We start from the raw sequence: 26172 nt of genomic DNA, 5'->3' as shown, positions 1-26172 counted from the left end.
TCCTTTTTTTTTCCTAATTTTATATATACATTTCACACAAATACAACCCTAAAAAAAAAAATCATGATTAAAGTTTGTCTAGCCGATAATTTTCCGGTAGTACATTTTGGAGTAAAATCGTACTTCAAAGACCATGCAGAAATATCAATGACTGCCAATGTTGGTAGTTTTTTGATGATTAGAGATATTCTTTTAACTAAAGAAATTGACGTATTGGTCTTAGACTTAGAGTTAGAAGGTCTTTCGAGTATTTTTGAAGTAAAAGCGCTTCTAAAAAGTTTTCCTAAAACAAAAATTATTATTTTTAGTGGACTTTCTGAACAAATTTATGCTCCTAATGCTATAAAAGCAGGAGTTTCAGGATATGTTCATAAGAAAGAAAAATTAGAGACTTTAGGACAATCAATAATCAAAGTTCATCAAGGTAAAATTATCATGAATGAAACGGTTAAGAAAAACCTAGCTTTAATTGCTAAACAAAGTAAAAGCGAACGCTTGTATCGTAAACTTTCTAACCGTGAGGTTGAAGTTTTACGCTACTTAAGTGGAGGAAAGAAAAACCACGAGATTGCAGAAATCTTAGGTTTAAATGAAAAAACGATTAGTACTTACAAATTGCGTTTGTTAACAAAACTAAATGTAACTAACTTAGTTGATTTAGTAAATAAAGCTAAAAGTTTAGAGATCGTTTAATTAAAAACGAGACATGACTCTACCCAGCTTTTTTGAAAAAGCTCGAGTAAGTTCATTATAATCTCTAATCATCATTAAAGACTCCATATTATCCTGGTCAGGAGATATGGAGTTTTTTAATTCATCTATAATTTTCCCCACTAAATACCATCTCAAGGTTAAAATTGTCTCAGACACATTTTGACTTATAGTATCCTGTTTTGATTTGGGAAAAATATTCTGTCCCTCCCAGTCATGCAATACTAATCGCTCGTCTTCCATCAAAATATCAGTCACCTCTTGTGCATATTCTGAGGGTAAATGCATCAAGTATTGTTCTAAACTGAACGTATCATTTTGAAGATAGTGGTTAATCAAATCAGTAAAAATGGCGCGGAACAAAGGATTAGCTAATTCAACTTCATCTTCTTGCAAACTCAAATAAACACGTTGAAATACTTTATAGGATTTCTTTTCTGAGACATTAACAATTTCTCCATCATCATTTGTTTTCATCAAAACATCTTCAAATTCTTCCGTTTTATTTCCGTACAAAAGTAAAATTTCAATTATTTTTCGCTCTAAACGATATAGAACATCTACTTTTTCTGTAGGCGCGCTTTGATATTCGGATTCTCCCGGATAATCCTCTGGTGGTCCAAACCTAGGATCTTCTGGATCACCTCCTGAATACCCAGTGTTTATTTGTTTTTGGTTTCTATAAACTTCAAAAGGTTTTTGTTCCTGTTTTTGTTTTTTAGCAACTTCAGCAGCATCTTTTTGAATCATTTGAGCTAAAGTACTAATAAGCACCTGCTCGGAGATATCCATAATTCGGGAACATTCCTGAATATAAACTTCACGCTGAATACGATCTGGAATTTTAGAAATACTTTGCACCATATCCCGAATCAAATCGGCTTTCTTAATAGGATCATTCTTGGCTTCATCCATTAACAACGAAGCTTTAAACTGAATAAAATCCTTAGCATTGTTTTCTAAATAAGCCACCAAATCATCATGTGCTGTTTTTTTGGCAAAACTATCCGGATCATCTCCATCAGGAAAAGTACAAACTTTCACATTCATTCCTTCCTCCAAAATCAGATCGATTCCTCGAATAGAAGCCCGAAGTCCAGCAGCATCACCATCAAAAAGAACGGTAATATTTTTAGTCAATCGATTAACAAGTCTAATTTGATCTGGAGTCAAAGCCGTTCCTGAAGAAGCCACCACATTTTCAATTCCCGCTTGATTAAACTGAATCACATCCGTATAACCTTCAACCAAAAAACAATTATTTAATTTGGCTATAGATTGTTTGGCTTGAAAAATACCATACAAAACTTTACTCTTATGGTAAATTTCACTTTCCGGAGAATTAAGGTATTTAGCCGCTTTCTTATCATTAGTCAAAATTCGACCACCAAAACCTAAAATCCTTCCAGACATACTCTGGATAGGAAACATTACACGCCCTTTAAATCGATCAAAAGGACGATCCTCTCTTGGAATGGTCAAACCTGTGCTTTCCAGAAATTCCAGTTTATAACCTTTGCCCAGCGCTTTTTTGGTGAAAGCATCCCAGGTTTCAGGCGAATATCCTAAACTAAACTTCTTAATCGTTTCGGTAGTAAATCCTCTTTCTTTAAAATACGAAAGTCCAATAGCCTGCCCTTCTTCGGTATTTAAAAGTGTTTTATGGAAATAATCTTTTGCAAATTCAGAGACCAAATACATACTTTCTCGTGCATCGGTATTGGCTTTTTCGGCATCAGTTTGTTCTGTTTCCTCAATTTCGATATTGTATTTTTTAGCCAAATATCGAATGGCTTCTGGATACGTGAAATGCGAGTGTTCCATTAGGAAAGCCACCGCATTTCCGCCTTTTCCTGAGCTAAAATCTTTCCAGATTCCTTTAGCCGGCGACACCATAAAGGATGGTGAACGCTCATCAGAAAATGGACTTAATCCTTTAAAATTACTTCCTGCTCGTTTTAATTGCACAAAATCGCCAATAACCTCCTCTACTCGAGCAGTTTCGAAAACAGTATCTATGGTCGCTTTTGAAATCAATTTTTAAGGTATAAAGTTGGAAAGATCAAAGATACAATATCAATGGCAATTTTCAATTTCAATGACAAAAATCAATCTCCATTTAAAATTGAAATTGATTTTTTGATATTGATATTGTCTTTGTTTATTTTTTTCTTTCGATAACATAATTCACCATCAAAGTCAAAGCGTCTTTGAATTCTGAATTAGGATAATGGTCTAAAAGCTGTAGTGCTTCCTGCTGGAATTCGACCATTTTATTTTCGGCATAAGTCAAGCCGTTATTATCTTTCACAAAAGAAATTACTTCTTTAACTCGTTTCTTGTCTTTGTTGTGGTTTTTTATGGAATTAATCAACCAACTTTTTTCTTTAGAAGTACAATTATTCAAAACATGAATAAGTGGCAAAGTCATTTTTTGCTCTTTTATGTCAATACCGGTTGGTTTTCCTATGGCATCATCGGTATAATCAAACAAATCATCTTTTATCTGAAAAGCCATTCCTATGAGTTCTCCAAACTTACGCATATTCTCTACCTCAACCTCATCTTCAATAACTGATTTCGCCCCAAGAGCACAACAAGCAGCAATAAGAGTAGCCGTTTTTTTTCGAATGATTTCGTAGTAAATTCCTTCGGTAATATCAAGTCTTCGGGCTTTTTCAATTTGGAGTAATTCGCCTTCACTCATTTCACGAACGGCAACTGAGATAATTTTCAATAAATCGAAATCACCATTATCTATAGAAAGCAACAATCCTTTGGACAATAAATAATCTCCAACTAGAACTGCAATTTTATTTTTCCAAAGTGCATTAATCGAGAAAAAACCTCTTCGACGATTACTATCATCAACCACATCATCATGCACCAAAGTAGCGGTATGAATCAACTCAATAACCGATGCGCCACGATAGGTTCTTTCGTTTACAATTCCAGCTGAAACCATTTTGGCAGTTAGAAAAACAAACATCGGACGCATTTGTTTTCCCTTTCGATTAACTATGTAATAAGTGATTCTGTTTAACAAAGCCACCTGCGAAGTCATCGATTCATAGAACTTTTTTTCAAAAAGTTCCATTTCTTTCAGGATGGGCTGTTTTATTTGAGAAGTAATATTCATTCGAGTCCAAATATACTGCTTTCCGAGTAAAAAAACAGCACTTTTTTGAACTGAAAGTCGTTTTTTTATGCTTCTTTATTGGCCAATTGTCCGCAAGCAGCGTCAATGTCTTTTCCGCGGCTTCTTCTCACCTTAACTACTATTCCTGTAGCCTCAAGTGCTTTGATGTAAGCATTGATGGATTCTTCAGATGCTTGTTGGAATTCGCCATCATCAATTGGGTTGTATTCTATCAAATTGACCTTGCAAGGCACATATTTACAGAATTTAACTAGTGCATCAATAGATTTTTTATCATCATTAATTCCTTTCCAAACCACATATTCATAAGAAATCTTACTTTTGGTTTTTCGGTACCAATATTCCAATGCTTCACGCAAATCAGCCAAAGGGAAATTTTTACTAAAAGGCATAATTCTGGCTCGAATTTCATCAATTGCCGAATGCAGCGAAACGGCCAGTTTGAATCTCACTTCATCATCGGCCATTTTCTTAATCATTTTTGGAATTCCCGAAGTCGAAACCATAATTCGTTTTGGAGACATCCCTAATCCTTCTTCAGAAGTAATCATTTCTATGGCTTTCAATACATTATTGTAATTCATGAGTGGCTCGCCCATTCCCATAAAAACAATATTCGACAAAGGATGGTTATAATACAAACGACTTTCTCGGTCTATAGCAATAACCTGATCATAAATTTCGGCTGGTTCTAGATTTCGCATTCTTTTTAATCGCGCTGTAGCACAAAAATTACAATCTAAACTACAACCCACCTGGCTAGAAACACAAGCAGTAGTGCGTGTTTGCGTAGGAATCAAAACCGATTCTACCACCAAGCCATCATGCAAACGAACCGCGTTTTTGACCGTTCCGTCTTCCGAACGCTGCATCGTATCTACTTTGATGTGATTGATGACAAAGTTATTTTCGAGTATATTACGAGTCGCTTTCGCCACATTAGTCATGTCTTCAAAACTATGAGCACCTTTGCTCCACAGCCATTCATAAACTTGGTTTCCTCGAAAAGATTTATCACCATTGGCAACAAAAAAATTGCGTAATTCTTCTTTAGATAAGGCTCGTATGTCTTTTTTCTCAATCATACTGCAAAGTTAATTACAATTTTGAATTATAATCAATTTTTCTGACCTACAAAATTATATTTTGTAACTTTGTTTTGTAAAACAATAAGTTATGGGACTTCTAGAATTAAAACATAAAATTCAAATGCAAATTGAAAATGCCGATGAACGTTTATTGCGTATTGTTTCATCTGTTTGTGATAGTTATTTAAATGAAGATAAATCAAATGACACTATCCCAAATCAATCTATTTTACTAGAAAAAAAAGCAATTGACGAAGCACTTATTCAAGTTGAAAACAATCAAACTATTTCACATGAATTAGTAATGGAGGAAACTAAAGAAAGATATTCCAAATATTTCAAGAATGAAAATTGAATGGACATTACTTGCTAGAGAGGATTATTGGAAAAACATTGAATACTTAGAAAATAATTGGACAGAAAAGGAGGTTTTGAATTTTATTAACGAAGTTGATTATTCTCTCAATTTATTAGCAAAAGGAAATGTTATTTTCATACAATCTGATTATCTCAATGTTTACAAAATAGTAATTATAAAACAAATTACTCTTTATTATTCTATCAAAAACGAAACCGTTTACTTATTGCGATTTTGGAACAACTACCAAGATTTAAGTAATTTTAAATTAAAATAATGCATTTCATTTCCCAAGAATTAGAAGACTACATCGAACAGCATTCTGAAAAAGAACCTGAATTATTAGCTGCGTTAAACAAAGAAACCTATCAAAAAATTCTTTTGCCTCGAATGCTTAGCGGACATTTTCAAGGACGTGTTTTGAGCATGTTATCTAAATTAATTTGTCCTGTAAATATTCTTGAAATTGGTACTTACACTGGTTATTCCGCTTTGTGTTTATGTGAAGGAATGCAAGAAAACGGACAACTTCACACCATAGACATCAAAGAAGAATTAATTGATTTCCAAAGGAAACATTTTGACAAATCACCTTGGGGAAAACAAATCAGACAACATCTTGGTGAAGCAGTAGCTATTATTCCAACATTAGATGTGAAATTTGATTTGGTTTTTATTGATGCCGATAAAGAAAACTACATCAACTATTTTGAATTAATTGTTCCAAAAATGAATAAAGGCGGCATTATACTTTCGGATAATGTATTATGGAGCGGAAAAATTCTTGAACCACTAAACCCAAAGGATGTTAGCACTAAAATATTACTCGAATACAATAAACTCTTAAAAGAAGATCCAAGAGTAGAAACGGTATTGCTTCCTATTCGTGATGGATTAACAGTAAGCAGAGTACTTTAAGTTCAACTTAAAATCCTAAAAACACAAACCGCATATTCGAAATTAATATAGATTTCGGATATGCGGTTTGTGTTTACAATCAGGCTTTAAAAAATTAAAGCGGAAAATATTTTATTTGTGTAAACTGATAAATTCTATAAATAAATAATCCTGTCATCATTCCAAAAAGATATCCAGACAGAATATCCAATGGATAATGCAATCCCAGATAAATACGGCTGTATGCAAAAATTAACGGCCATAAAAACAATAAAAATGTGTATTTAAAATACGGCTTGACTAAAAGATATATAAACATTGCTGACGCCATACTATTAGATGCATGACCTGAGAAAAAACTAAATGATTTTGAGCTTTTAACAATTCTAATAATCGAATCAATATCTGGATTATTGCAAGGACGCAATCGTTGAACTCCATACTTAACCAAGTTAGTAGTTTGGTCTGTGATTAGTATCAATAGAGAGATAAACAATAAAACATATAAAGTTTGTTTAGCACCTATTTTTTTATAAATAATATAGAGTAAAATTAAGAAAAGGGGAATCCAATTGGTTTGCTTAGTTATAAAAAGCCATAATCCATCGTAAGATTCCGATCCTAGTCCGTTTAAGTAAACCAGAAGTTGAACATCTAATGAAAGGAGTTTGTCTAACATTATCGGCTACGTTTTACTGGACCTGCAATATCTTCAATATCTTCTTTAATTTTATTAGCTTGAACGACGCTATCTCCAAGAAGATCTTCTTTTACTTTATTAATTTGTGCATTGAAACCACCTGTCATTTCTGTCAAGGATTTAGGATCAAGACCATTTTCTTCGGCTCCTCTTTGAATTTCACTCTTTATATCATTCGTTGCATTTTTCAATTGCGCCATGGCTTTACCCATAGTACGAGCCACTTCTGGTATTTTATCAGAACCAAAAAGCAACAACACAACAAACATTATAAAGACTAGTTCTCCTCCTCCAATACCAAACATATTCTATATTTTTTTATATGCAAATATACCAAAATTAAAAAAGCCTACTTTTAATTTTTTCATAAAATAAAAACAGAAGTAATATTTAACAATAGACTTTGCTTTCTTAAATGAGACCTTAGTGTTTAGTGATTTTTTTATACTCTTTATTCTTATTTACAAGAAAATCCATTAGCCTGAATTCTTCGGTTGGTTGCATTAATTCTCTAGATTTAGAATCATTTTCACAAAACATTAAAAACAATTTAATCTCATCGTCTTTTAAGTGCAATGTATTAGAAAAAAAGGAGTAATTCACCTTGTGCAATGCAAATTCTGAAAAACTTGTTTCTTTATAAAAATCAGATTTTTGAGGATTATTCTTTCTTAAAACACCTAAAACATCTTTATAAATTCGAACAAAATCCATCCCGTTTTCAATACCACCCACTGGAGGCAACGTTCTGTTTTTAGGTGATGATTTTTCGTCATCAAAATATTTCATATCTACATACTTTTGAGAATTTCCTTCAATCGGACTCAATTCTTTTTTAGCACGAATAAGAACTTCGGCTAATTCATTTGTAAAAACATCCATTTTTACAATTAATTTAGCCATAATAAAATCTGCTTCGCTTAGAATAATTTTTTTAGATTTAAAAGACAAACTTGAAAAAACTAAGGTGTCATTAACTTTAGCTTCAACTTCAAATGAACCAAATTGATCTACCACAATTCCTTCATTCGCATTCACATTAAAAACAATTACGTTTTCTACTGGAACCAAATCATTTCGAACCTGTCCTTTTAAAGTTTTACGAGCTGTTCCCACTTGACAAAAAGAAAATTGAGCTAAGAGAAGAAAAAAGACAATCGTAATTTTAGTTTTCATATACTGTTATTTTATTATAGTTTTTAGCCAAAGTAATAATATAAAACTTTGACAGAGTTTTGTTTTTTGATTTCAATGAAGATGCAAAATCATCGTTTTCTATGCAATACAATTGAAAATCTCTAATGTAATCTTTATTGATTTTTAAAGTCTCAATATAAAAAATTTCTTCGAAAAGATACTCTAATTTTGCTAATAATTGTTCTTTTTCAGAAACTACTAATTCTTTCCTTAGTTGAGCAGTCCTTCCGGACATCCAATTTAAAGGCCGATCCAACAAACCAGATCTTGCGGTATACAATCTTCTTTCGGCTACAGTATATTTTTTTTGACCATAAGGAATAATCCCTAAGCTTTCGGCAGTAATTTTAGATTCTTCTTTGATAATTACTTCATCAAGAGGAATACTTTCTGTTTCTAATTGAATTTCTAAAACCTTGTTATCTAAATCAGAAGAGAATATCTTTTTACGTAATGTTTTGAGGTTTACAGCAGAAAACACTAGAACATCTCCTTCCTTTAAAAGAAGAATAAATTTTCCATCGCGATTACTTGAAGTCGCTTTTTGAGTAGTTTCATTTACAATATTAACTCCTTCTACTAAAACAGAATTAACACTAATAAATCCGTGAATTTCTCTTCTATCATTATTTTGACAAAAAACAACTTGACACAGTAAAAGCAATATAAAAAAATAAGTATTATTCGTTTTCACAAGCTATTATCTCTTTATATTTTGGAGCTAATTCTGCAAGCAAAAACTCAATTGTTGTCTTATTTTTCATTTCTAGTATTTTTGTGAATTTTTGATTATCCACCACATAATATTCAAAGCCTTTTATATAGTTTAAAGGTAATTGCAATCTAGTAATAAAATGATCTTTATCGAACATTTTTTCTAAAAGCATCATATAAGCTTCTTTTTTCTCAACTTCTAATTCTTTTTTCAACATTGCAGTTCTTCCAGAAATTAAATTAATCAAAGGATCGAAAGCCACTGAACCGCCCGCAAGACCACCCGCACTTGCTGAAGGATCTAAATCAGTAGCTGATTTTAATTTCCTTTCGGCTGCCGTATATGATTTTTGATTAGAAGGAATAATTCCAAGTGAAACAGCATTAATAGTACTGTAATTTCGAATAACAACTTCATTCAGCTCATTAAAAATAGCGCCCAAATGTACTTTAAAACTTTTATTCTCAAAATCTTCAGCACACAACACCACTTCTTTCCGCTTGAACTGCATTCCCGAAAAAACTAAAACATCGCCAACATTAGCTTTAATAGCAAAATTTCCGTTTTCATCTGTAAAAACCGTTTCTTCCGATTGCAAATTGATGACATATATTCCTTCCAAATTAGAAATATAAGCACTTACTTGCCCTTTCACTTCCAGTAAATCATTTGATTGACCAAAGAAAGTAGCAGTAAGTAAAACAAAAAAAGCAATTAAAATTTTATTCATTTATGATTATTCCAAGACAGTAAAAATAAACTAAGGCTTTGCCAATTTGCTACTAAAAAGCTGGTAAAAATTTGTTAATAAAACCCACTATTTACCCAACTGATTTATACCTTTAAACTCTAAAAAAGAAGAAAATGAAAAATTTACTTTTAGCAAGTACTTCAACCTTACACGGAAGCGACTATCTAGACTATTTACTTCCTGAATTAAAGATACATTTTAAGAATTGCAAAACAGTATTATTCATTCCGTACGCCAGACCCAGCGGAATTTCTCATGAAGAATACACTCAAAAAACAGCTTTGGCTTTCGCCAAAATAAATATTACCATAAAAGGAATTCATGAATTTGAAGATCCAGCATTAGCCGTTCAAAATGCAGAAGGAATTTATACCGGCGGAGGAAACACTTTTCTATTAGTGAGTCAATTATACTATTACAAAATCATGATTATACTAAAAGAAACTCTTGAAAAAGGAACTCCTTATCTAGGAACTAGCGCAGGAAGCAACATTGCAGGACTCAGCATGCAAACCACAAACGACATGCCTATTGTTTATCCGCCCAGCTTTAAAACCTTGGGATTAATTCCGTTTAATTTAAATGTACATTTTTTAGATATTGATTCGCAATCGACACACATGGGAGAATCACGTGAAACCAGAATCAACGAATTCCTGCAATTCAACAATTTTCCTGTTTTAGGATTAAAAGAAGGGAGTTGGCTCGAAATAAAAAAGGGCAAAACAACTTTAAAAGGGAACTTATCCGCTAAATTATTTAGAAAAAATCAGACTCCATTAGAAATAGCAGCAGAAACAGAATTGAGTTATATCCAATAAAGTTCAATCAAATGGATCAATGCTAAATGTTGTGGAAAAACACAAAAACCCTACGCTCTAATTATTTTTTACCGCAAAGAACGCAAAGATTTTAACGAAGAATACTTCTAAAAGCACAAAGTTCGCAAACATAAATCAATAGAAAGATTTGCGAACTTTTGCCTTTTTATAAAAGCTAAGGGTAATCAAATCCCAAATTTTAAAAATTCCAAGATTCCAAACATTTAGAATTTTGAAAATTATTCGCAACCAGCCTAAAACAAAAAAAACCGAAACTGTTAAGTTTCGGTTTCAAAGAGCGAAAGACGAGGCTCGAACTCGCGACAACCAGCTTGGAAGGCTGGAGCTCTACCAACTGAGCTACTTTCGCATTAATATTTTTAGAACTCTAGCAAACTATTCTTGCTTTTAGAGCGAAAGACGAGGCTCGAACTCGCGACAACCAGCTTGGAAGGCTGGAGCTCTACCAACTGAGCTACTTTCGCATAACGGCTGCAAATATAAAGAATAAGTTAAGTTTAAAACAAATTTTTTAAGTAGAATTTTTGTTTAAAACTAAAATTAATTGCTAACTTTTTTAAAACTAAATTGTTACAGTCTTACTTTTTTAAAAGTACATTATTCCAAAACCTTACTTTTATAATTCCTCCGTCTATTTCTTACCGCTAAATTAATTTAGAAATGCGCTTGTAGGACTCAGAAGGAAAATAAATAAACAAACAAGACTTATCTTTTATAATACGAATCAACTCATCTGTAATTTCAACTGGAACCGCTGGACAACCAAGACTTCTTCCCAATCGTTTATTATTTTTAACAAAGGATTCCGAGACATAATTAGCTCCATGAACCACTACTGCTCTATTGCGCGCATTATCATTAATCCCAGGTTCTAAACCATCTAACTTTAATGACTTACCATGCTTTCCATTATAAATTTCTCCTGTGCTATAAAACCCTAAACTACTTTTGTAAGATTCGGCAGCGTTAGAAAAGTTATTAGCATATTCCTGACCCGTATTTCTTCCATGAGCAACTAGAGAATGTAATAGAATAGTTTGAGTATCCAAATCAATTACCCAAAGTCTCTTAGTATTTGCTGATAAACTAAAATCTATCAGCGTCAAAATATTTTTAGTAACCAAACCTCGGGATTTTAGTTTATAAAAACCTTCCAAAGCTTCCTTAAAACTTTCTATTTTGGGTAAATTAAAATTAGCCGAATGCAACTTCTTATATACTTCCTCTACACTTGAATCTTCATTGGCTTTCAATACATTTGTTTTTAAAACCAAGGTGTTCGAACTAGCTTTAGAAAAAAATACATTCGAAGACATTAATAAAAAAACTAACACCAAAAAGAAAACATACTTCTTATAAATCATTGACTATTATTTAATTAGATTACAAATAATTGGTTGCCAAAAATATACAAAAAAGACGCTAAAAAAAACTCCAAACAACACTATAAGACGCATTTAACTCGTTAGTAGTTTTTTAATTACAAAATGAGTTGTTAAAAAATTGTTAATCCCGCTAATTTTATTATTTTTGCTCCACATATTATTTCTTCATGGTGTTATTTCGATTATCCATTTATTGCTTTCTCTCGCTGTTAAACCTAAGTGTTTTTGCTCAAAAAAAAATTATTTTAGCAAAACAAAAAGGTGGAAACATTACTATTGACGGGAAAATTGAAGAAGACGAATGGCACAATAACACTCATATTGCTTCAGATTTTGTAATGTTCATTCCGGACAACGGCAAAATAATCAGTGATGATAAAAAAACAGACGTAAAAATCCTTTACGACAACGAAGCCATCTATATTTCGGCAATAATGAATGATAACGAACCTAAAAAAATACAACGTGAACTTACCCAAAGAGATGTTTTTGGTGTAGCCGATCATTTTGCAGTTTATATCAATGGCTTTAACGACGGACAACAAGATTATCGCTTTTTTGTAAGTGCTTCAGGAACACAAATGGATTGTTTAGCCACCGAAGAAACGGAAGATTTTACATGGGATGCTATTTGGCAAAGCAGCGTAGAAATAACCTCAACAGGCTGGACGGTAGAAATGAAAATTCCGTATGCTGCTTTTCGTTTTCCAAAAAACAAAAAACAAAGCTGGGGAATTAATTTCATGCGAGAAATTAAAAGACAAAATCAAAAATACACCTGGAATTATGTAGATGCTAAAATTGGTGCTGTCTTAACGCAATCTGGAGAATTAAAAGGAATAGAAAATATCAATCCGCCCACTCGCCTTTTCTTTATTCCTTATACCTCAGCTTACTATCAAAAAGATCCTTTAAATACGGACAAAACATTTAAGGCTGGATTAGATATTAAATACGGAATTAATGATGCTTTTACCTTAGATGCAATTTTAGTTCCTGATTTTGGACAAACTAAATTTGACAATGCCATATTAAACTTAGAACCTTTTGAACAAGAGCTCAATGAGAACCGACCTTTTTTTACCGAAGGAACTAATCTTTTTAATATTGGAAATCTTTTTTATTCAAGACGAATTGGCGGAACTCCTATTGTTGAAAAACAAGTCTTAGAAGAAGAACTAAAGCAAAATGAAGACATTACACAATTTCCTAGCACAGTAGACCTTATTAATGCGGTTAAAATATCAGGAAGAACTAAAAACGGATTAGGAATTGGTTTTCTAAACGCAATTACTGAGAAAACGTATGCAACAGTAGAAAACACAGATACCAACACTAGCCAAAAAGAAATCATTAATCCATTAACTAATTACAACATCTTAGTATTTGATCAGCGATTTAGACAAAATTCATCTGTTTCCTTCATCAATTTGAACACCACTCGAAATGGAAATTTTAGAGATGCTAATGTAGCAGGATTGATTTTCGATTTGAATACAAAAGCAAACACTTATAAACTTTCGGGAGATTTCAAATACAGTAATATTAATGACATTGAGGACTACGACGGCTTTAAAACCTATCTTAATTTTGCCAAAACAAGTGGAAAATACCGATACATTTTTTCAGGAAAATACATTTCAGGAAATTATGATGTAAACGATCTAGGTCTTATTTTCTATACCAATTATCATAGTATCTACGCTAATACTAGCTATCGGATACTAAATCCAACAAAATATTTCAATACCTTTAATGCTGAACAAGAAATTAATGTAGAAATTCAAAATACCACTGGAAAACTACAAGAGTCTTGGTATAAAACAATACTAAAAGCCACTACTTTAAAAAATCATTATTTAGAATTTGGGTTTATTATAAGTCCATTTGAGAACTTTGATTTTTACGAACCGAGAAGCTCCGGCAGATATGTTTATATTCCAAGTGCTTCAGAAAGCTATATAGGATTTGAATCAAACAGAAACAACAATCTTAATTTTGACATCTATCTCTCTGGAATTAAATACAACGAAAAAGGTCGGTCGACCTATAATATATATGCTGGGCCAAAATACCGTTTTAATAACAAACTCTCTGTAGCTTATTACATTGATTACACTCGTCAAATGAATGATTTAGGATGGGTTGGGACTGATAATTCGGATATTATTTTTGCCAAACGAAATACCGAGACCTTTCAAAACGATTTTACAGGAAAATATTCCATCACCGATAAAATGACAATTAACCTAACTGCCCGTTATTACTGGTCTTATTCATCAAACAAAAGCTTTTACACATTAAATGATGATGGTCATGTTACGCCAAACGATAGTTTCAATACAAATAAGAATCGAAATTTTAATTCTTGGAATTTTGATTTATCCTATTCATGGTGGTTTGCTCCTGGAAGTCAATTATCTATATTATATAGAAACTATGCGCAAGAAGAAACCAATTTGATCGAAAGAAACCTAAACAGAAACCTTGATACCATATTTAAAGCGAATATGACCAATATTTTCTCTATCAGTTTACGGTACTTTATTGACTACAATGCAATAAAAAACAAATTTTAAAGTGCATTAATTTTAACAAAACAGCGCTTAAGCAATAAAATTATCAATTTTACTACAGCAAAATTCTCTAATATATAATAGTAGTTTTATTCATAACGAAGATTTTAGAAATAATTTATCTTTGTTGAAAATTAAAAAATAATGAACAAAAAAGTAATCCTAATGATTTTAGATGGTTGGGGAAAATCTCCTGACCCTAAAGTATCTGCAATTGATAATGCAAATGTTCCTTTTATAAATAGTCTTTATAAAAAATACCCTAGCGCACAACTTAGGACAGACGGTTTACATGTAGGTTTACCAGAAGGTCAAATGGGAAATAGCGAAGTTGGGCACATGAATCTTGGTGCTGGTAGAATTGTTTACCAAGATTTAGCTAAGATTAATTTGGCTGTAGCCAATAAAACTTTAGCACAAGAACAAGTACTCAAAGATGCTTTTCAATATGCAAAAGACAACAATAAAAAAGTGCATTTCCTGGGATTAGTTTCTGATGGAGGTGTTCATTCCCATACTTCTCACTTACGCGGATTAATTGATGCTACTCAGGATTATGGTTTAAACCAAGTTTTTATACACGCTTTTACTGACGGTAGAGATGTGGATCCAAAATCAGGAAAAAAATACATCCAGGATTTAGAAAACTATATTGCTACTACGCCTGTAAAAATCGCTTCGGTAATTGGTCGTTATTACGCAATGGATCGTGACAAACGTTGGGAAAGAGTAAAACTTGCTTACGATTTAGTTGTTAATGGAATTGGAACACCAACACAAGATATTGTAACTTCTATTGCTACAAGCTACGGAAATGATGTTACGGATGAATTCATTCAACCCCTAGTGGCTGTAGATTCTAATGAAAAACCATTAGCCACTATTCAAGATGATGATGTGGTTATATTCTTCAACTTTAGAACCGACAGAGGTCGTGAATTGACTGAGGCACTTTCGCAACAAGATTTCCACGAACAAAACATGCATAAATTGAATTTGTACTATGTTACATTGACCAATTATGATGAAACGTACCAAAATGTAAAAGTTGTTTACAACAAAGACAACATTACAGAAACATTAGGTGAGGTTTTAGAAAAAGCGGGTAAAAAACAAATTCGTATTGCTGAAACGGAAAAATACCCACACGTGACATTTTTCTTTTCAGGAGGAAGAGAAGAACCCTTTATTGGCGAAAGTCGAATTCTTAAAAACTCTCCAAAAGTAGCTACTTACGATCTACAACCTGAAATGAGTGCTTATGAATTAACCGATGCTTTAGTTCCCGAAATCGAAAAAGGAGAAGTTGATTTTGTTTGTCTTAATTTTGCTAATGGTGATATGGTAGGACACACTGGAATTATGGAAGCTGCCATCAGAGCTTGTGAAGCCGTTGATGTTTGTGTGCAAAGAGTAATTGATGCAGCATTAAAAAATGGGTATGCTACTATTGTAATTGCCGATCACGGAAATTGCGAAACTATGATTAATCCTGACGGCAGCCCTAATACAGCTCACACTACTAATCCTGTTCCTTTTATATTAGTGGACAATGACCAGATTGCTATACAGGATGGAGTTTTAGGTGATATTGCACCAACCATTTTAGATTTAATGGGAGTACAACAACCCATTGTAATGTCTAGTCATTCTTTGTTAATAAAATAAATTTAACTCAGTGTAAATTCAAAATGTCCCTAACGGTGTAAACTATTTAGGGACATTTTTATTGAGAGACAAACACCTCATTAATACCTTTCGTACCAACTAAATTTTTCCTGAATAATTTTATCTTTTTCCTGTCTTAAAAAATTCAAGTAAGCTAAAGCTACAGGAGAAAGTTTCTTCCCTTTTAACCAAATCAAACTCCACACTGTTTTAATTGGAAGGCCTTTTACAGGAATGATCTGTAATTCATGATTTTGCAATTCATTTTTTATACCTATTAAAGGCATTATTGAATAACCAAAATCAGCCAATATAGCCTGCTTAACAGCTTCATTTGAAGTAAGAGTCAACTTTTTTAATACAGGAACTGCATTTTTTTTAATAAATTCTTCCATCGTTTGTCTTGTTCCTGAACCTTTTTCTCTAAAAATTAATGGCAATTCATAAAAAACATTCTTTGTATATTCTTTACTCTTATATTTTTCGTTGTTATTCCCAACAAGAAATAATTTATTTTGCAACAAATCCAACTTTTCAAGAGGAATTGTTGTAGGTAGTATTGATACCAATGCAAAGTCTACTTCATTATTTTCCAAACTTCTAATCACTTTATTTTTATTAGTCACATCCATAAGTAACTCTATTTCTGGATTGGATTTTATAAAATCAGAAAGAAAAAAAGGCATTACATATTTAGCTGTTGAAACTACCGAAATTTTCAATCTTCCAGACATAAGTCCTTTGTAAGATTGTGTTTTGTAATTAATAGCATAAACTTGATTGATTATATTCTCTGCCGCCTCAGCTATTTCAAATCCAAAATCAGTGATGAAAATTTTCCTTCCAATAATTTCAGTCAATGGAATATCAAACTGATTTTGAAAATTCCTAAGTTGAATGGATACAGCAGGTTGGGTTAAATTCAAATCTTCAGAAGCTTTAGTAACGCTTCTCGTTTCAACTATTTTTAAAAAAATCTGGAGTTGATTTAAAGTATAATTCATAAAATATTTTTATGCGTTTCATTACAAATATAAATAAAAATATATGAGTTAAAACTCAGAATTTTGCAAAATCAAATATTCTACAAATCCTTAAAACGAATCAAATGCAAAAATTAAAATTAATTGAAGGTGAATTTACATCGGAAGAATTCAAAGAAGTATTAAGTAATCTTTTTTCAAACAAAATAAAATTCTATGAAAGAAAGGATTTTAGTTCATTAATCAGATCTGGTAAAAATGATCTAATGGCAATAAAAAAAATAGACGAATTAAATCAAAGTGTCAAACAATTTTTGGAAATATTTTCAAGAGCTGAAGCGGACAATCAAAAACTAATTGTTTTATCGGAAGTACAAATTATTTTTAAAAATCCTGAGACTTTTAACAAAAAAAACATTTGAGATAATTAAAAAAACACGCCCTTTTACTCCATTAATAAAAAATAACATAACAATAAATCAAAAACTGAAATGAATTTTAATTTACTAATTGAAAACCTTACAAACCCTGCCTTACTTTTTTTTGTTCTTGGTATAATTGCAGTATATTTAAAAAGTGATTTAGAAATCCCTCAAAACTCTTCTAAATTTATTTCACTCTATTTATTATTTGCCATTGGTTTTAGAGGAGGACAAGAATTATCGCATGAAACCTTTACTAGTGAAATAGCATGGTCAATGATATTTGGAATCTGCATTTCGCTATTTATCCCATTATATACATTTTTCATTTTAAAGAAAAAACTAAATATATTTGATTCGGGAGCAATAGCAGCAGCCTATGGTTCAGTTAGCGCAGTAACATTTGTAACTGCAGTTTCTTTTCTCGAAGCACAACAATTAAACCTTCATGGACACATGGTTGCAATAATGGCACTAATGGAGTCACCTGCAATAATAATAGGATTAGTTTTAATATCTATTTTCAACAAAAAAGAGTCTAAATCTATTAAAAAAAGCTCCATACTAAAACACTCTTTAACTAATGGTAGTGTACTACTAATACTTGGAAGTTTAGCTATAGGCTTTATGGCTAGTGACAAACAAGCAGAGGGCATTGCTCCATTTACTAATGATCTTTTTAAAGGATTTTTGGCCATATTCCTTCTAGACATGGGAATTACAAGTGGTAAAAAATTACAATCATTTTTCTCTTTTGGTCTATTCCCTACCCTATTTGCCATATTTATACCATTATTCAATGGTTGTTTGTTTGCAGTATTAAGTTCCTTAGTTACTGATGACATCAGTAATAGATTTATGTTTGCAATATTAGCTGCTAGTGCTTCATATATTGCTGTGCCAGCAGCTATGAAAATAACTGTACCCAAAGCAAATCCTGGACTTTTTTTGCCCATGGCACTTGCAGTAACCTTTCCCGTAAACATAACAATAGGAATGCCAATATATTTCTTAATTATAAAGACATTCTAAATCAGAATACAATTTTAGATTTTAAGAGCCTATTTTAATTAGCATGTTATTTATACAATTATTTTTCTATTGATGAGCAAATTTTAAAAAGAATAATAGACTTATTTTTGAGTAAATTTACCGAAAACTCTAGAAAATAATCGGCTAAAAATAATTGGCTAAAATTTAAATAGGCTCTAACATGAAACGAATGTGAGGCAAGCTAACCTTGGCCGTTATCTAAAAAAAACTAAAGATTCTCCAACATTAGAATAACATTAGAATTACTGTTTTTTTCATATAATAAAATGTTAAAAACTCACAACTAACAGTATTACTATTAAATTTGCACAAAAAACACTGACAATGGATTTGTCCGAAAATTTAAAAATAAAAGTCAATGAAAAACTGTATATTAAAGATCCTGAAACCTCTATTCTGGGAAAGAAAATTATTCAGGAAAGCATCATATTAATAGACGAAATTGGGTTTGACCATTTTACATTTAAAAAGTTAGGAGAGAAAATCAAATCAAATGAAAGTTCCATTTATCGTTATTTTGAAAACAAACATAAATTATTAGTTTATCTCTCTTCTTGGTATTGGAGTTGGATGGAATACAAATTAATTCTGGCAACAGCAAACAGTACCAATTCGAAAGAAAAATTAAAAAAAGCTATCACTGTTGTAACTGAAAAAGTAACAGTTGACACTAAAATCGAACATATTAATGAGTTAATATTAAATAAAATCATCATTGCCGAATTTACAAAAACACTTCAAACTAAAGAAGTAGACCAGGAAAACAAAGAAGGTTTTTTTCAAATATACAAAAGAGTAATTAACACCATTGCCAATATTGTCAATGAAGTAAACCCAAGTTATCCGTATGCTAAATCCTTAGTCTCAACAATAGTAGAGGGCAATTTACATCAACACTTCTTAAACGAACATTTGAAAACTATTACAGATTGTAATGAACCTGATAGCACGACGCAATTTTATTTGAATATTGCTGATAATGTCCTTAGATAAACAATATATTAAAAAACAAAAATAGCCACTATGACTCCCTTAAAACGTTTTTATAACTTACTTAAATTAGACAAAAGAGATGTTTCACAAATATTCTTTTACGCCATCTTTGCTGGATTAATTAGTTTGTCTTTACCACTTGGAATTCAAGCCATCACAAACCTTATACAGTCTGGAAGAGTTAGTGCCTCATGGATTGCTCTAATTATTTTAGTAGTTGTTGGGGTTATATTAGTTGGAATTTTATCATTAATGCAATTGCGTATCACTGAAAATTTACAACAAAAAATATTTGTTCGCTCCTCGTTTGATTTTGGAGCAAGATTACCTAAAATAAAAACAAACCAACTTTATAACAGCTATCCACCAGAATTAGCCAATCGTTTTTTTGACACTATAGCCATACAAAAAGGTGCTTCAAAACTATTAATTGATTTCTCGGCAGCATTATTACAAATCATTTTTGGAGTCATTTTATTGTCTTTGTACCATCCGTATTTTATTATTTTAGGAATTTTACTAATAGTCGCTTTATATTCTATCTTTAAATTCTCATATTTTACAGGAATAGAAACTAGTTTAAAAGAGTCTAAATTCAAATACAAAGTAGCAAGTTGGCTGCAAGAAATAGCTCGAAATAGTTACAGTTTTAAAAAAGAACTCCATTATAATTTTGGGTTACAAAAAAACAACAACCTAGTTGCTAGCTACCTAAACTACAGAGAAAAACATTTTGATGTAATTAAAAGGCAATTTATTCAATTAATTATTTTTAAAGTATCGATAACAGCCTGTTTATTATTAATTGGAGGATTTCTAGTTTTGTCACAAGAAATGAATATTGGGCAATTTGTTGCAGCAGAAATCATTATCTTATTAGTCATTAATTCATCCGAAAAAATAATATTTGGAATCGAAACATTCTATGATGTTTTAACTTCTATTGAAAAAATAGGACAAGTTACTGACTTAGAAATAGAAGAAGAAAGTCCATTTGAGAGCGATACATGCTACACTAATATTACAATAGAAACCGAGAATCTTGCTTTTAAATTCCCTGATTCTGAAACCGAAATATTAAGTTCAATTTCCTTAAAAATTGAACAAGGAGAAAAAATAGTAATTGATGGTGAAAATGGTTCAGGCAAAACTACTTTGATTCGAATTTTATCCGGTTTATTACAAAAAACATCTGGATCGTTTTATATCAATGATGACACTTTTAAAAAAATAAACTTAAAACAATACCGCTCTCAAATAGGAAGTATTATCCATGACGAAACACCTTTTGAAGGAACATTATTAGAAAACATTACTTTTAACGATAAATATATAACAACCGAAGACCTAAAATGGGCGCTTGATGGCGTACAACTTTCATCAGTAATAAAATCTTTACCAAAAGGTCTGGAAACACGTATTTTTCCTGAAGGAAGACAGTTATCTTCCTCTAATGCTCAAAAACTATTATTAGCAAGAAGTATTATTCATAAACCCAAAATATTATTTTATGAAGACCCAACCGATATGATGGATGAAAATGTAGCTAATGAAATTATTGACTTTATCACTTCAGAAAAAAACAAATGGACAATAATTGTTTCTTCAAAAAATCCATATTGGAAAACCAAATGTAATCGAAGAATAATTATGCAAAATGGAGCTATTCAACTTGATATTAAAAATAATTAAGCATGTTAAACATATCTAACAACAATACAAAACTGCAGTCGCTAGAACGCTACGAAACAGTAAGAAACTTAAAAGACAGACCCCATTATAAAATTTTAAACAGAATCATTGCAGGAGTTTCATTGCTTGCAATAGCGGCACTTTTTTTACCATGGACACAAACCATTTCAGGAATCGGGAGTGTAACCACATTAAAACCAAACCAAAGACCACAATCAATACAAAGTGTTATTTCTGGTCGATTAGAAAAATGGTACGTTCAGGAAGGTGATTTTGTTAAAAAAGGTGACACCATCTTATTTATCTCTGAGATAAAAGAAGACTATATGGATCCCAATTTAGTTGAAAACACTAAAAACCAAATGAATGCAAAACAGCAATCTTTGAATTCCTATAGTTCAAAAGTAGATATGCTTTTAAACCAAATTGAGGCTATTGAACGAGAGAAAGTTTTAAAACTACAACAAGCTGAAAATAAAATTAAGCAAGCTTTCTTGAAAATAGAAAGCGACAGTATGGATCTTGCTGCCGTAAAAACACAGTTAAGAATAGCTAACACCCAGTACAATCGATCTGTTCAGCTAAATAAAGAAGGTCTAAAACCGCTTACAGATATCGAAGAGAAAAGATTAAAATTGCAAGAAGTTGAAGCTAAAATTATTACACAGGAAAACAAATATCTAACTAGTAAAAATGAATTAATAAACGCTAAAGTAGAAATAAATAGAATTACCGCAGAATATGCCGAAAAAGTTTCGAAAGCTAATAGTGATAAATTCACAGCATTAAGCAGTCAATACGACACTGATGCACAGGTAAACAAACTCCAAAATCAATACACAAATTACAGCATTCGTAACGGCATGTATTATATCAAGGCATCGCAAAGCGGATATATCAATAGAGCATTGCAGTCCGGTATTGGCGAAACTATAAAAGAAGGGACTCCTATTGCAACCATAATGCCATCAGAATATGACATAGCGGTTGAAACTTTTGTAAATCCTATCGATTTACCATTAATAACCAGAGGAGAAAAAGTAAGAGTTTGGTTTGATGGATGGCCAACCATTGTATTTTCTGGATGGCCTAATATGTCCTACGGAACTTTTGGTGGAGAAATTGTTGCCATAGAAAACTTCATTAGCGATAATGGTAAATACAGAGTTTTGATTGCTCCAGATAAAAACGAAGATAAGTGGCCAGAACAATTAAGCATTGGAGCTGGAGCTCAAACAATAGCCTTATTAGAGAACGTATCCGTGTGGTTTGAATTATGGAGAGTTCTAAACGGATTTCCTCCTAATTATTATAAACCAGCAACTAAAACCACAAAAGAAAAGAAATAATGAAACATGTATTTTTAGCATTTTTATTCTTTGGTTTTTCTATAACTGCCCAAGAAATTCCTTCAAAGGAATTGACTTACAACGAGTTTTTGGGTTATGTAAAAAAGTATCATCCATTAGTTAAAAATGCCAACTTAGAAATCAGCAAAGCACAAGCTAATTTAATGATGGCTAGAGGCGGATTTGATCCAAAAATAGAAGTCGATTTCAGTAAAAAACAATTCAAAGACAAGGAATATTATTCTATTTTAAATAGTAGTTTTAAAATACCTACTTGGTATGGAATCGAAATTAAAGCAGGCTTTGACAATAATGAAGGCATGTACTTAAATCCACAAAACACAGTTCCTAATCAAGGATTAACTTCATTAGGAATTACAGTCCCGCTTGGACAAGGTTTGTTTATCAATCAAAGAATGGCCGATTTGCAAAAAGCAAAAATGCAAATGCAATTAAGTCAATCCGAGAGAAAACTAGAAGCGATTGCTATTTTGTATGATGCCTCAGTGGCTTATTTTAATTGGAAAAAAAGCTTTAACGAAGTAGCATTGTATGATGAATACAATACTAATGCAAAAATTAGATTTAAAGGAATTCAGTCCTTAATTGAGCAAGGTGACAAACCCGCTATTGACAGTGTCGAAGCTGGAATGGTTGTAAAAAACCGAACTTTAAATTTAATAGACTCCCAACTAAAATTGGCTAAAGCCAAATTAGAACTTTCTAATTTCCTCTGGCTAGAAAACAATATACCACTAGAATTAGCTGACGATTTAGTTCCAGAAGCACAATTAGAATTTACAATTCAGGAAAGCTTAAGAACCAATGACTTACTAAATCCTGATTTTTCGATTACTAATCATCCAAAAATCAATGCGTTGCAAAGCAAAATTGACATGCTTAATGTGGAAAGAAAATTAAAAGCCAATATGCTGTTGCCAAAAATTGACGTGGGTTATTCCTATTTATCAGAACCCAGTTATATTGACAATTATCAATTTGAAGATTACAAAATAGGATTGAACTTTTATTTTCCATTATTTCTGAGAAAAGAACGTGGAAGTTTAAAATTAGCAAAGTACAAAGTACAGGAAACTGAGTACACAATGGATTTAGAGAAAGTGCAATTGAACAATAAAATCAATGCACAAAAAATGGAAATTGAATCCTTAATAAAGCAAAAGGAATTAATTAAAAGTTTAGTTCAGGACAATATGATGATGTTAAATTCCGAAGAAAGATTGTTTTCTTTTGGCGAAAGTTCCTTATTTTTAATCAATACACGCGAGAATAATTTAGTTAGTGCACAACTATCAAAAATAGCTTTGGAAAACCGTTTTTTCATATCAAATTCAGAGCTTTTTAAAATAATGGCTAATCCGGATTAAATAATTTATAAAATTGTACTTTTGCCAACTGAAAATACGAAATATGATTATAGTAAAATCACGTGAAGAAATAGAATTAATGCGCGAAAGTGCCTTAATCGTATCCAAAACATTAGGAATGTTGGCTTCCGAAGTAAAAGAAGGAGTAACTACTTTACACCTTGATAAATTAGCCGAAACATTTATTAGAGATCATGGCGCTGTCCCAAGTTTCCTTGGTTTATATGGTTTTCCAAATTCCCTTTGCATGAGTCCAAACGCTCAAGTTGTACACGGGATTCCAAACAACACTCCCTTAGTTAGCGGAGACATCATCTCTATTGATTGTGGCGCTTTTAAAAATGGTTTTCACGGTGATCACGCTTATACTTTTGAAGTGGGCGAAGTAGCTCCTGAAACCAAAAAATTATTACAAGTTACCAAAGAATCATTATACGTTGGAATTCGTGAATTCAAAGCAGGAAACCGTGTAGAAGATGTGGGGAATGCAATCCAAAAATATACTGAATCACATGGCTATGGTGTTGTACGTGAATTAGTTGGTCACGGTCTTGGTCAAAAAATGCACGAAGACCCTGAAATGCCGAATTATGGTAAAAAAGGTCGCGGAAAACTTTTTGTTGAAGGAATGGTCGTTGCACTAGAACCAATGATCAATCAAGGAACACGCAATATCAAACAACTAAAAGACGGCTGGACAATTCTTACTGCCGATGGAAAACCATCTGCTCATTTTGAACATGACGTAGCTCTTGTGGATGGCAAACCAGAATTACTTTCCACCTTTGCTTATATCTACAAAGCATTAGGAATTGAGAGTAATGAAGAAGATGAATTTAGAAAAGTGCCTTTAGTGGTTTAATTTTACACAAATTTCACGAATTAACACGAATGAAAAATGTATAAAAATTTCACCAACAATAATTAATATGGATATCATTTATTTAAAAGAAGAATCATATAAAATTATTGGAATCTGTATGGAAGTACATAAGATTCTTGGAAAAGGACATAGCGAAGTAGTTTATAAAGATGCTTTAGAATACGAATTTAAAATAAATTCAATCCCTTTCGAAAGAGAGAAAATTTATGAAATTAAGTATAAAGACATTATTTTACCTCGAAAATACATTGCTGATTTTGTTGTTTACAATGAAATAATATTTGAAGTAAAAGCAATTTCACAATTAACAAATAGTGATATCAAGCAGACATTAAATTATTTAGCATCATCCAAAAACAAGCTTGGTTTATTAGCTAATTTTGGAGAAGATAGTCTGAAATACAAAAGAATTATTTTATAATCTCAAATTAGTGAAATTCATATTAGACATAAATAATTTGTGCTAATTCGTGAAATTCGTGTTCAAATTTTTATCCAATGAAATCTGTGTTCAAACTCGTCCTAAACACTATTCCTCGACCATTATTAATTCGTTTGAGTTATGTGGCTCGTCCTGTTATTGCTTTTTCGTTAAAAGGAAATAATTTCACTGATCCTATTGATGGAAAAAGCTTCAAATCGATGTTGCCATACGGATACGAAAAACAAAGAAACAATGTGCTTTCGCCAAGTACACTTTCGCTCGAAAGACACCGTTTGTTATGGCTGTATTTAAATGAAGAAACTGATTTTTTTCAATCTGAACCAGATTCAGATTCTTCTATCACAAATACTAAAAGAATAAAATTAAGAGATGCTGAAACCAATTCAGCATTAAAAGTATTACACTTTGCACCAGAACAAGCTTTTTACAAAAGGTTTAGAAAACAACAAAATCTAGATTACACCACAACCGATTTGTTTTCGCCATTGGCAGATGTAAAAGCTGATATTTGTAATCTTCCGTTTGAAGACAATCAATACGATGTAATTCTTTGCAATCACGTTTTAGAACACATTCCTGACGATACTAAAGCCATGCAGGAATTGTATCGCGTATTAAAACCGGGTGGAATGGCGATTTTACAAATTCCACAAGATTTAAATCGAGACGTTACTTTTGCAGACGATAGTATTACTGACCAAAAGGAACGCACTAAGATTTTCGGGCAATACGATCACGTACGCATTTACGGTCGTGATTATTTTGATAAATTAAGAAGCATCGGTTTTAAAGTAATTGAAGAAGATTATACTAATAAAATCAGCCCGAATTTAGTAGAAAAATATTGTTTGGCTAAAGGAGAAATTATTCCCGTATGTTTTAAATAAACTCAAAAGAGCCATTAAGACAACTGCTA

Annotated in this window: 26 protein-coding genes and 2 tRNA genes; 16 read left to right on the top strand and 12 right to left on the bottom strand. The window is 31.8% G+C overall.

The window, feature by feature from the left end; genetic code table 11:
- The first annotated feature begins 63 nt into the window (after positions 1-63).
- Positions 64-693: a LuxR C-terminal-related transcriptional regulator gene (locus AAGV28_RS06270; RefSeq protein ID WP_373405969.1), complete on the top strand. Its 630-nt coding sequence runs from the start codon at positions 64-66 to the stop codon at positions 691-693.
- Here the strand turns inward: AAGV28_RS06270 and dnaG are convergent, their stop codons facing one another.
- The 3 genes from dnaG to rlmN form a co-directional block, all read right to left on the bottom strand.
- Positions 694-2748 carry a DNA primase gene (dnaG, locus tag AAGV28_RS06265; protein ID WP_373405968.1) on the bottom strand — a complete coding sequence of 685 codons (2055 nt, stop codon included), beginning with the start codon at positions 2746-2748 and terminating at the stop codon, positions 694-696.
- Positions 2749-2872: 124 nt separating this feature from the next.
- Entirely contained in the window at positions 2873-3850 is a 978-nt protein-coding gene (locus AAGV28_RS06260) for a polyprenyl synthetase family protein (RefSeq protein WP_373405967.1), read from the bottom strand.
- A gap of 65 nt (positions 3851-3915) precedes the next feature.
- Positions 3916-4956, bottom strand: coding sequence for a dual-specificity RNA methyltransferase RlmN (gene rlmN, locus AAGV28_RS06255; protein WP_373405966.1), 1041 nt, complete (start codon positions 4954-4956; stop codon positions 3916-3918).
- A gap of 91 nt (positions 4957-5047) precedes the next feature.
- On the opposite strand from rlmN, the gene AAGV28_RS06250 reads away from it, so the two are divergent.
- Genes AAGV28_RS06250 through AAGV28_RS06240 form a run of 3 tightly spaced genes read left to right on the top strand, consistent with a single transcriptional unit; the run spans position 5048 to position 6235 of the window.
- Positions 5048-5314: a hypothetical protein gene (locus AAGV28_RS06250; RefSeq protein WP_373405965.1), complete on the top strand. Its 267-nt coding sequence runs from the start codon at positions 5048-5050 to the stop codon at positions 5312-5314.
- The gene (locus AAGV28_RS06245) at positions 5304-5594 is read left to right on the top strand and encodes a type II toxin-antitoxin system RelE/ParE family toxin (protein WP_373405964.1); all 291 of its coding nucleotides are present in this window, start codon (positions 5304-5306) and stop codon (positions 5592-5594) included. Before AAGV28_RS06250 ends, AAGV28_RS06245 begins: the two co-directional genes overlap by 11 nt.
- A complete protein-coding gene (locus tag AAGV28_RS06240) occupies positions 5594-6235 on the top strand; it encodes an O-methyltransferase (RefSeq protein WP_373405963.1) in 642 nt (213 codons plus the stop codon). The genes AAGV28_RS06245 and AAGV28_RS06240 overlap by 1 nt, the downstream gene beginning before the upstream one ends.
- 94 nt (positions 6236-6329) lie before the next feature.
- On the opposite strand, the gene AAGV28_RS06235 is transcribed toward AAGV28_RS06240, so the two are convergent.
- The 5 genes from AAGV28_RS06235 to AAGV28_RS06215 all read right to left on the bottom strand — a co-directional run bounded on the left by AAGV28_RS06235 (position 6330) and on the right by AAGV28_RS06215 (position 9556).
- Positions 6330-6893 (bottom strand): phosphatase PAP2 family protein, encoded by a 564-nt coding sequence (locus tag AAGV28_RS06235; RefSeq protein ID WP_373405962.1) that lies wholly within the window; start codon positions 6891-6893, stop codon positions 6330-6332.
- The gene (locus tag AAGV28_RS06230; protein WP_373392378.1) at positions 6893-7219 is read right to left on the bottom strand and encodes a Sec-independent protein translocase subunit TatA/TatB; all 327 of its coding nucleotides are present in this window, start codon (positions 7217-7219) and stop codon (positions 6893-6895) included. The genes AAGV28_RS06235 and AAGV28_RS06230 overlap by 1 nt, the downstream gene beginning before the upstream one ends.
- A gap of 118 nt (positions 7220-7337) precedes the next feature.
- On the bottom strand, positions 7338-8090 hold the full coding sequence (locus AAGV28_RS06225; RefSeq protein WP_373405961.1) for a hypothetical protein: 753 nt from the start codon (positions 8088-8090) through the stop codon (positions 7338-7340).
- Positions 8080-8805: a carboxypeptidase-like regulatory domain-containing protein gene (locus AAGV28_RS06220; RefSeq protein WP_373405960.1), complete on the bottom strand. Its 726-nt coding sequence runs from the start codon at positions 8803-8805 to the stop codon at positions 8080-8082. Before AAGV28_RS06220 ends, AAGV28_RS06225 begins: the two co-directional genes overlap by 11 nt.
- Positions 8792-9556, bottom strand: coding sequence for a hypothetical protein (locus tag AAGV28_RS06215; protein WP_373405959.1), 765 nt, complete (start codon positions 9554-9556; stop codon positions 8792-8794). The genes AAGV28_RS06220 and AAGV28_RS06215 overlap by 14 nt, the downstream gene beginning before the upstream one ends.
- 134 nt (positions 9557-9690) lie before the next feature.
- Between AAGV28_RS06215 and pepE the strand changes: the two genes are divergently transcribed.
- Complete coding sequence (gene pepE / locus AAGV28_RS06210) at positions 9691-10398, top strand: dipeptidase PepE (protein ID WP_373405958.1); 708 nt, start codon at positions 9691-9693, stop codon at positions 10396-10398.
- 297 nt (positions 10399-10695) lie between these two features.
- Here the strand turns inward: pepE and AAGV28_RS06205 are convergent.
- The 3 genes from AAGV28_RS06205 to AAGV28_RS06195 all read right to left on the bottom strand — a co-directional run bounded on the left by AAGV28_RS06205 (position 10696) and on the right by AAGV28_RS06195 (position 11783).
- Positions 10696-10768 (bottom strand) — tRNA-Gly (locus AAGV28_RS06205).
- A 42-nt stretch (positions 10769-10810) separates the two neighbouring features.
- Positions 10811-10883: transfer RNA gene (locus AAGV28_RS06200), tRNA-Gly, on the bottom strand.
- Between the two features lie 180 nt (positions 10884-11063).
- On the bottom strand, positions 11064-11783 hold the full coding sequence (locus AAGV28_RS06195) for a murein L,D-transpeptidase catalytic domain family protein (RefSeq protein WP_373405957.1): 720 nt from the start codon (positions 11781-11783) through the stop codon (positions 11064-11066).
- A gap of 188 nt (positions 11784-11971) precedes the next feature.
- Here AAGV28_RS06195 and AAGV28_RS06190 point away from each other — a divergent pair, with 188 nt between their 5' ends.
- Both AAGV28_RS06190 and gpmI read left to right on the top strand, forming a co-directional pair.
- Positions 11972-14383, top strand: a complete 2412-nt coding sequence (locus AAGV28_RS06190; RefSeq protein WP_373405956.1) for a DUF5916 domain-containing protein — start codon at positions 11972-11974, stop codon at positions 14381-14383.
- A gap of 141 nt (positions 14384-14524) precedes the next feature.
- Positions 14525-16048, top strand: a complete 1524-nt coding sequence (gene gpmI / locus AAGV28_RS06185) for a 2,3-bisphosphoglycerate-independent phosphoglycerate mutase (protein WP_373405955.1) — start codon at positions 14525-14527, stop codon at positions 16046-16048.
- Positions 16049-16128: 80 nt separating this feature from the next.
- Here gpmI and AAGV28_RS06180 read toward each other — a convergent pair whose 3' ends face one another.
- Entirely contained in the window at positions 16129-17052 is a 924-nt protein-coding gene (locus AAGV28_RS06180; protein WP_373405954.1) for a LysR family transcriptional regulator, read from the bottom strand.
- 104 nt (positions 17053-17156) lie between these two features.
- Here AAGV28_RS06180 and AAGV28_RS06175 point away from each other — a divergent pair, with 104 nt between their 5' ends.
- From AAGV28_RS06175 to AAGV28_RS06135, 9 genes are all read left to right on the top strand, one after another.
- Complete coding sequence (locus tag AAGV28_RS06175) at positions 17157-17453, top strand: hypothetical protein (protein WP_373405953.1); 297 nt, start codon at positions 17157-17159, stop codon at positions 17451-17453.
- A 69-nt stretch (positions 17454-17522) separates the two neighbouring features.
- Positions 17523-18485, top strand: coding sequence for a sodium-dependent bicarbonate transport family permease (locus AAGV28_RS06170; protein ID WP_373405952.1), 963 nt, complete (start codon positions 17523-17525; stop codon positions 18483-18485).
- Positions 18486-18830: 345 nt separating this feature from the next.
- Complete coding sequence (locus tag AAGV28_RS06165; protein WP_373405951.1) at positions 18831-19499, top strand: TetR/AcrR family transcriptional regulator; 669 nt, start codon at positions 18831-18833, stop codon at positions 19497-19499.
- A 30-nt stretch (positions 19500-19529) separates the two neighbouring features.
- Positions 19530-21191 (top strand): peptidase domain-containing ABC transporter, encoded by a 1662-nt coding sequence (locus tag AAGV28_RS06160; RefSeq protein ID WP_373405950.1) that lies wholly within the window; start codon positions 19530-19532, stop codon positions 21189-21191.
- A gap of 2 nt (positions 21192-21193) precedes the next feature.
- On the top strand, positions 21194-22540 hold the full coding sequence (locus AAGV28_RS06155) for an HlyD family secretion protein (protein ID WP_373405949.1): 1347 nt from the start codon (positions 21194-21196) through the stop codon (positions 22538-22540).
- Positions 22540-23928 carry a TolC family protein gene (locus AAGV28_RS06150; protein ID WP_373405948.1) on the top strand — a complete coding sequence of 463 codons (1389 nt, stop codon included), beginning with the start codon at positions 22540-22542 and terminating at the stop codon, positions 23926-23928. Before AAGV28_RS06155 ends, AAGV28_RS06150 begins: the two co-directional genes overlap by 1 nt.
- Positions 23929-23971: 43 nt before the next feature.
- The gene (map, locus tag AAGV28_RS06145; protein ID WP_373405947.1) at positions 23972-24790 is read left to right on the top strand and encodes a type I methionyl aminopeptidase; all 819 of its coding nucleotides are present in this window, start codon (positions 23972-23974) and stop codon (positions 24788-24790) included.
- Between the two features lie 67 nt (positions 24791-24857).
- Positions 24858-25232: a GxxExxY protein gene (locus tag AAGV28_RS06140; RefSeq protein ID WP_373405946.1), complete on the top strand. Its 375-nt coding sequence runs from the start codon at positions 24858-24860 to the stop codon at positions 25230-25232.
- A 77-nt stretch (positions 25233-25309) separates the two neighbouring features.
- Positions 25310-26143, top strand: a complete 834-nt coding sequence (locus tag AAGV28_RS06135) for a class I SAM-dependent methyltransferase (RefSeq protein ID WP_373405945.1) — start codon at positions 25310-25312, stop codon at positions 26141-26143.
- The last annotated feature ends 29 nt before the right edge of the window (positions 26144-26172 follow it).

It is taken from the genome of Flavobacterium zubiriense (assembly GCF_041729725.1).
GTDB lineage: Bacteria > Bacteroidota > Bacteroidia > Flavobacteriales > Flavobacteriaceae > Flavobacterium > Flavobacterium zubiriense.
Note: the sequence above shows the minus strand (reverse complement) of the source record. Positions and strands in the feature narration are given on the sequence as shown.

Bases quoted from the DNA above. Each gene is read 5' to 3' on its own strand.
- AAGV28_RS06270 (WP_373405969.1), top strand. From the start codon at position 64: ATGATTAAAGTTTGTCTAGCCGATAATTTTCCGGTAGTACATTTTGGA.
- AAGV28_RS06165 (WP_373405951.1), top strand. From the start codon at position 18,831: ATGGATTTGTCCGAAAATTTAAAAATAAAAGTCAATGAAAAACTGTAT.
- AAGV28_RS06225 (WP_373405961.1), bottom strand. From the start codon at position 8,090: ATGAAAACTAAAATTACGATTGTCTTTTTTCTTCTCTTAGCTCAATTT.
- AAGV28_RS06160 (WP_373405950.1), top strand. From the start codon at position 19,530: ATGACTCCCTTAAAACGTTTTTATAACTTACTTAAATTAGACAAAAGA.
- AAGV28_RS06180 (WP_373405954.1), bottom strand. From the start codon at position 17,052: ATGAATTATACTTTAAATCAACTCCAGATTTTTTTAAAAATAGTTGAA.
- AAGV28_RS06150 (WP_373405948.1), top strand. From the start codon at position 22,540: ATGAAACATGTATTTTTAGCATTTTTATTCTTTGGTTTTTCTATAACT.
- AAGV28_RS06135 (WP_373405945.1), top strand. From the start codon at position 25,310: ATGAAATCTGTGTTCAAACTCGTCCTAAACACTATTCCTCGACCATTA.
- AAGV28_RS06195 (WP_373405957.1), bottom strand. From the start codon at position 11,783: ATGATTTATAAGAAGTATGTTTTCTTTTTGGTGTTAGTTTTTTTATTA.
- pepE (WP_373405958.1), top strand. From the start codon at position 9,691: ATGAAAAATTTACTTTTAGCAAGTACTTCAACCTTACACGGAAGCGAC.
- rlmN (WP_373405966.1), bottom strand. From the start codon at position 4,956: ATGATTGAGAAAAAAGACATACGAGCCTTATCTAAAGAAGAATTACGC.
- AAGV28_RS06245 (WP_373405964.1), top strand. From the start codon at position 5,304: ATGAAAATTGAATGGACATTACTTGCTAGAGAGGATTATTGGAAAAAC.
- AAGV28_RS06190 (WP_373405956.1), top strand. From the start codon at position 11,972: ATGGTGTTATTTCGATTATCCATTTATTGCTTTCTCTCGCTGTTAAAC.
- AAGV28_RS06155 (WP_373405949.1), top strand. From the start codon at position 21,194: ATGTTAAACATATCTAACAACAATACAAAACTGCAGTCGCTAGAACGC.
- AAGV28_RS06175 (WP_373405953.1), top strand. From the start codon at position 17,157: ATGCAAAAATTAAAATTAATTGAAGGTGAATTTACATCGGAAGAATTC.
- AAGV28_RS06235 (WP_373405962.1), bottom strand. From the start codon at position 6,893: ATGTTAGACAAACTCCTTTCATTAGATGTTCAACTTCTGGTTTACTTA.
- map (WP_373405947.1), top strand. From the start codon at position 23,972: ATGATTATAGTAAAATCACGTGAAGAAATAGAATTAATGCGCGAAAGT.
- AAGV28_RS06230 (WP_373392378.1), bottom strand. From the start codon at position 7,219: ATGTTTGGTATTGGAGGAGGAGAACTAGTCTTTATAATGTTTGTTGTG.
- AAGV28_RS06240 (WP_373405963.1), top strand. From the start codon at position 5,594: ATGCATTTCATTTCCCAAGAATTAGAAGACTACATCGAACAGCATTCT.
- AAGV28_RS06140 (WP_373405946.1), top strand. From the start codon at position 24,858: ATGGATATCATTTATTTAAAAGAAGAATCATATAAAATTATTGGAATC.
- AAGV28_RS06250 (WP_373405965.1), top strand. From the start codon at position 5,048: ATGGGACTTCTAGAATTAAAACATAAAATTCAAATGCAAATTGAAAAT.
- gpmI (WP_373405955.1), top strand. From the start codon at position 14,525: ATGAACAAAAAAGTAATCCTAATGATTTTAGATGGTTGGGGAAAATCT.
- AAGV28_RS06260 (WP_373405967.1), bottom strand. From the start codon at position 3,850: ATGAATATTACTTCTCAAATAAAACAGCCCATCCTGAAAGAAATGGAA.
- AAGV28_RS06170 (WP_373405952.1), top strand. From the start codon at position 17,523: ATGAATTTTAATTTACTAATTGAAAACCTTACAAACCCTGCCTTACTT.
- AAGV28_RS06215 (WP_373405959.1), bottom strand. From the start codon at position 9,556: ATGAATAAAATTTTAATTGCTTTTTTTGTTTTACTTACTGCTACTTTC.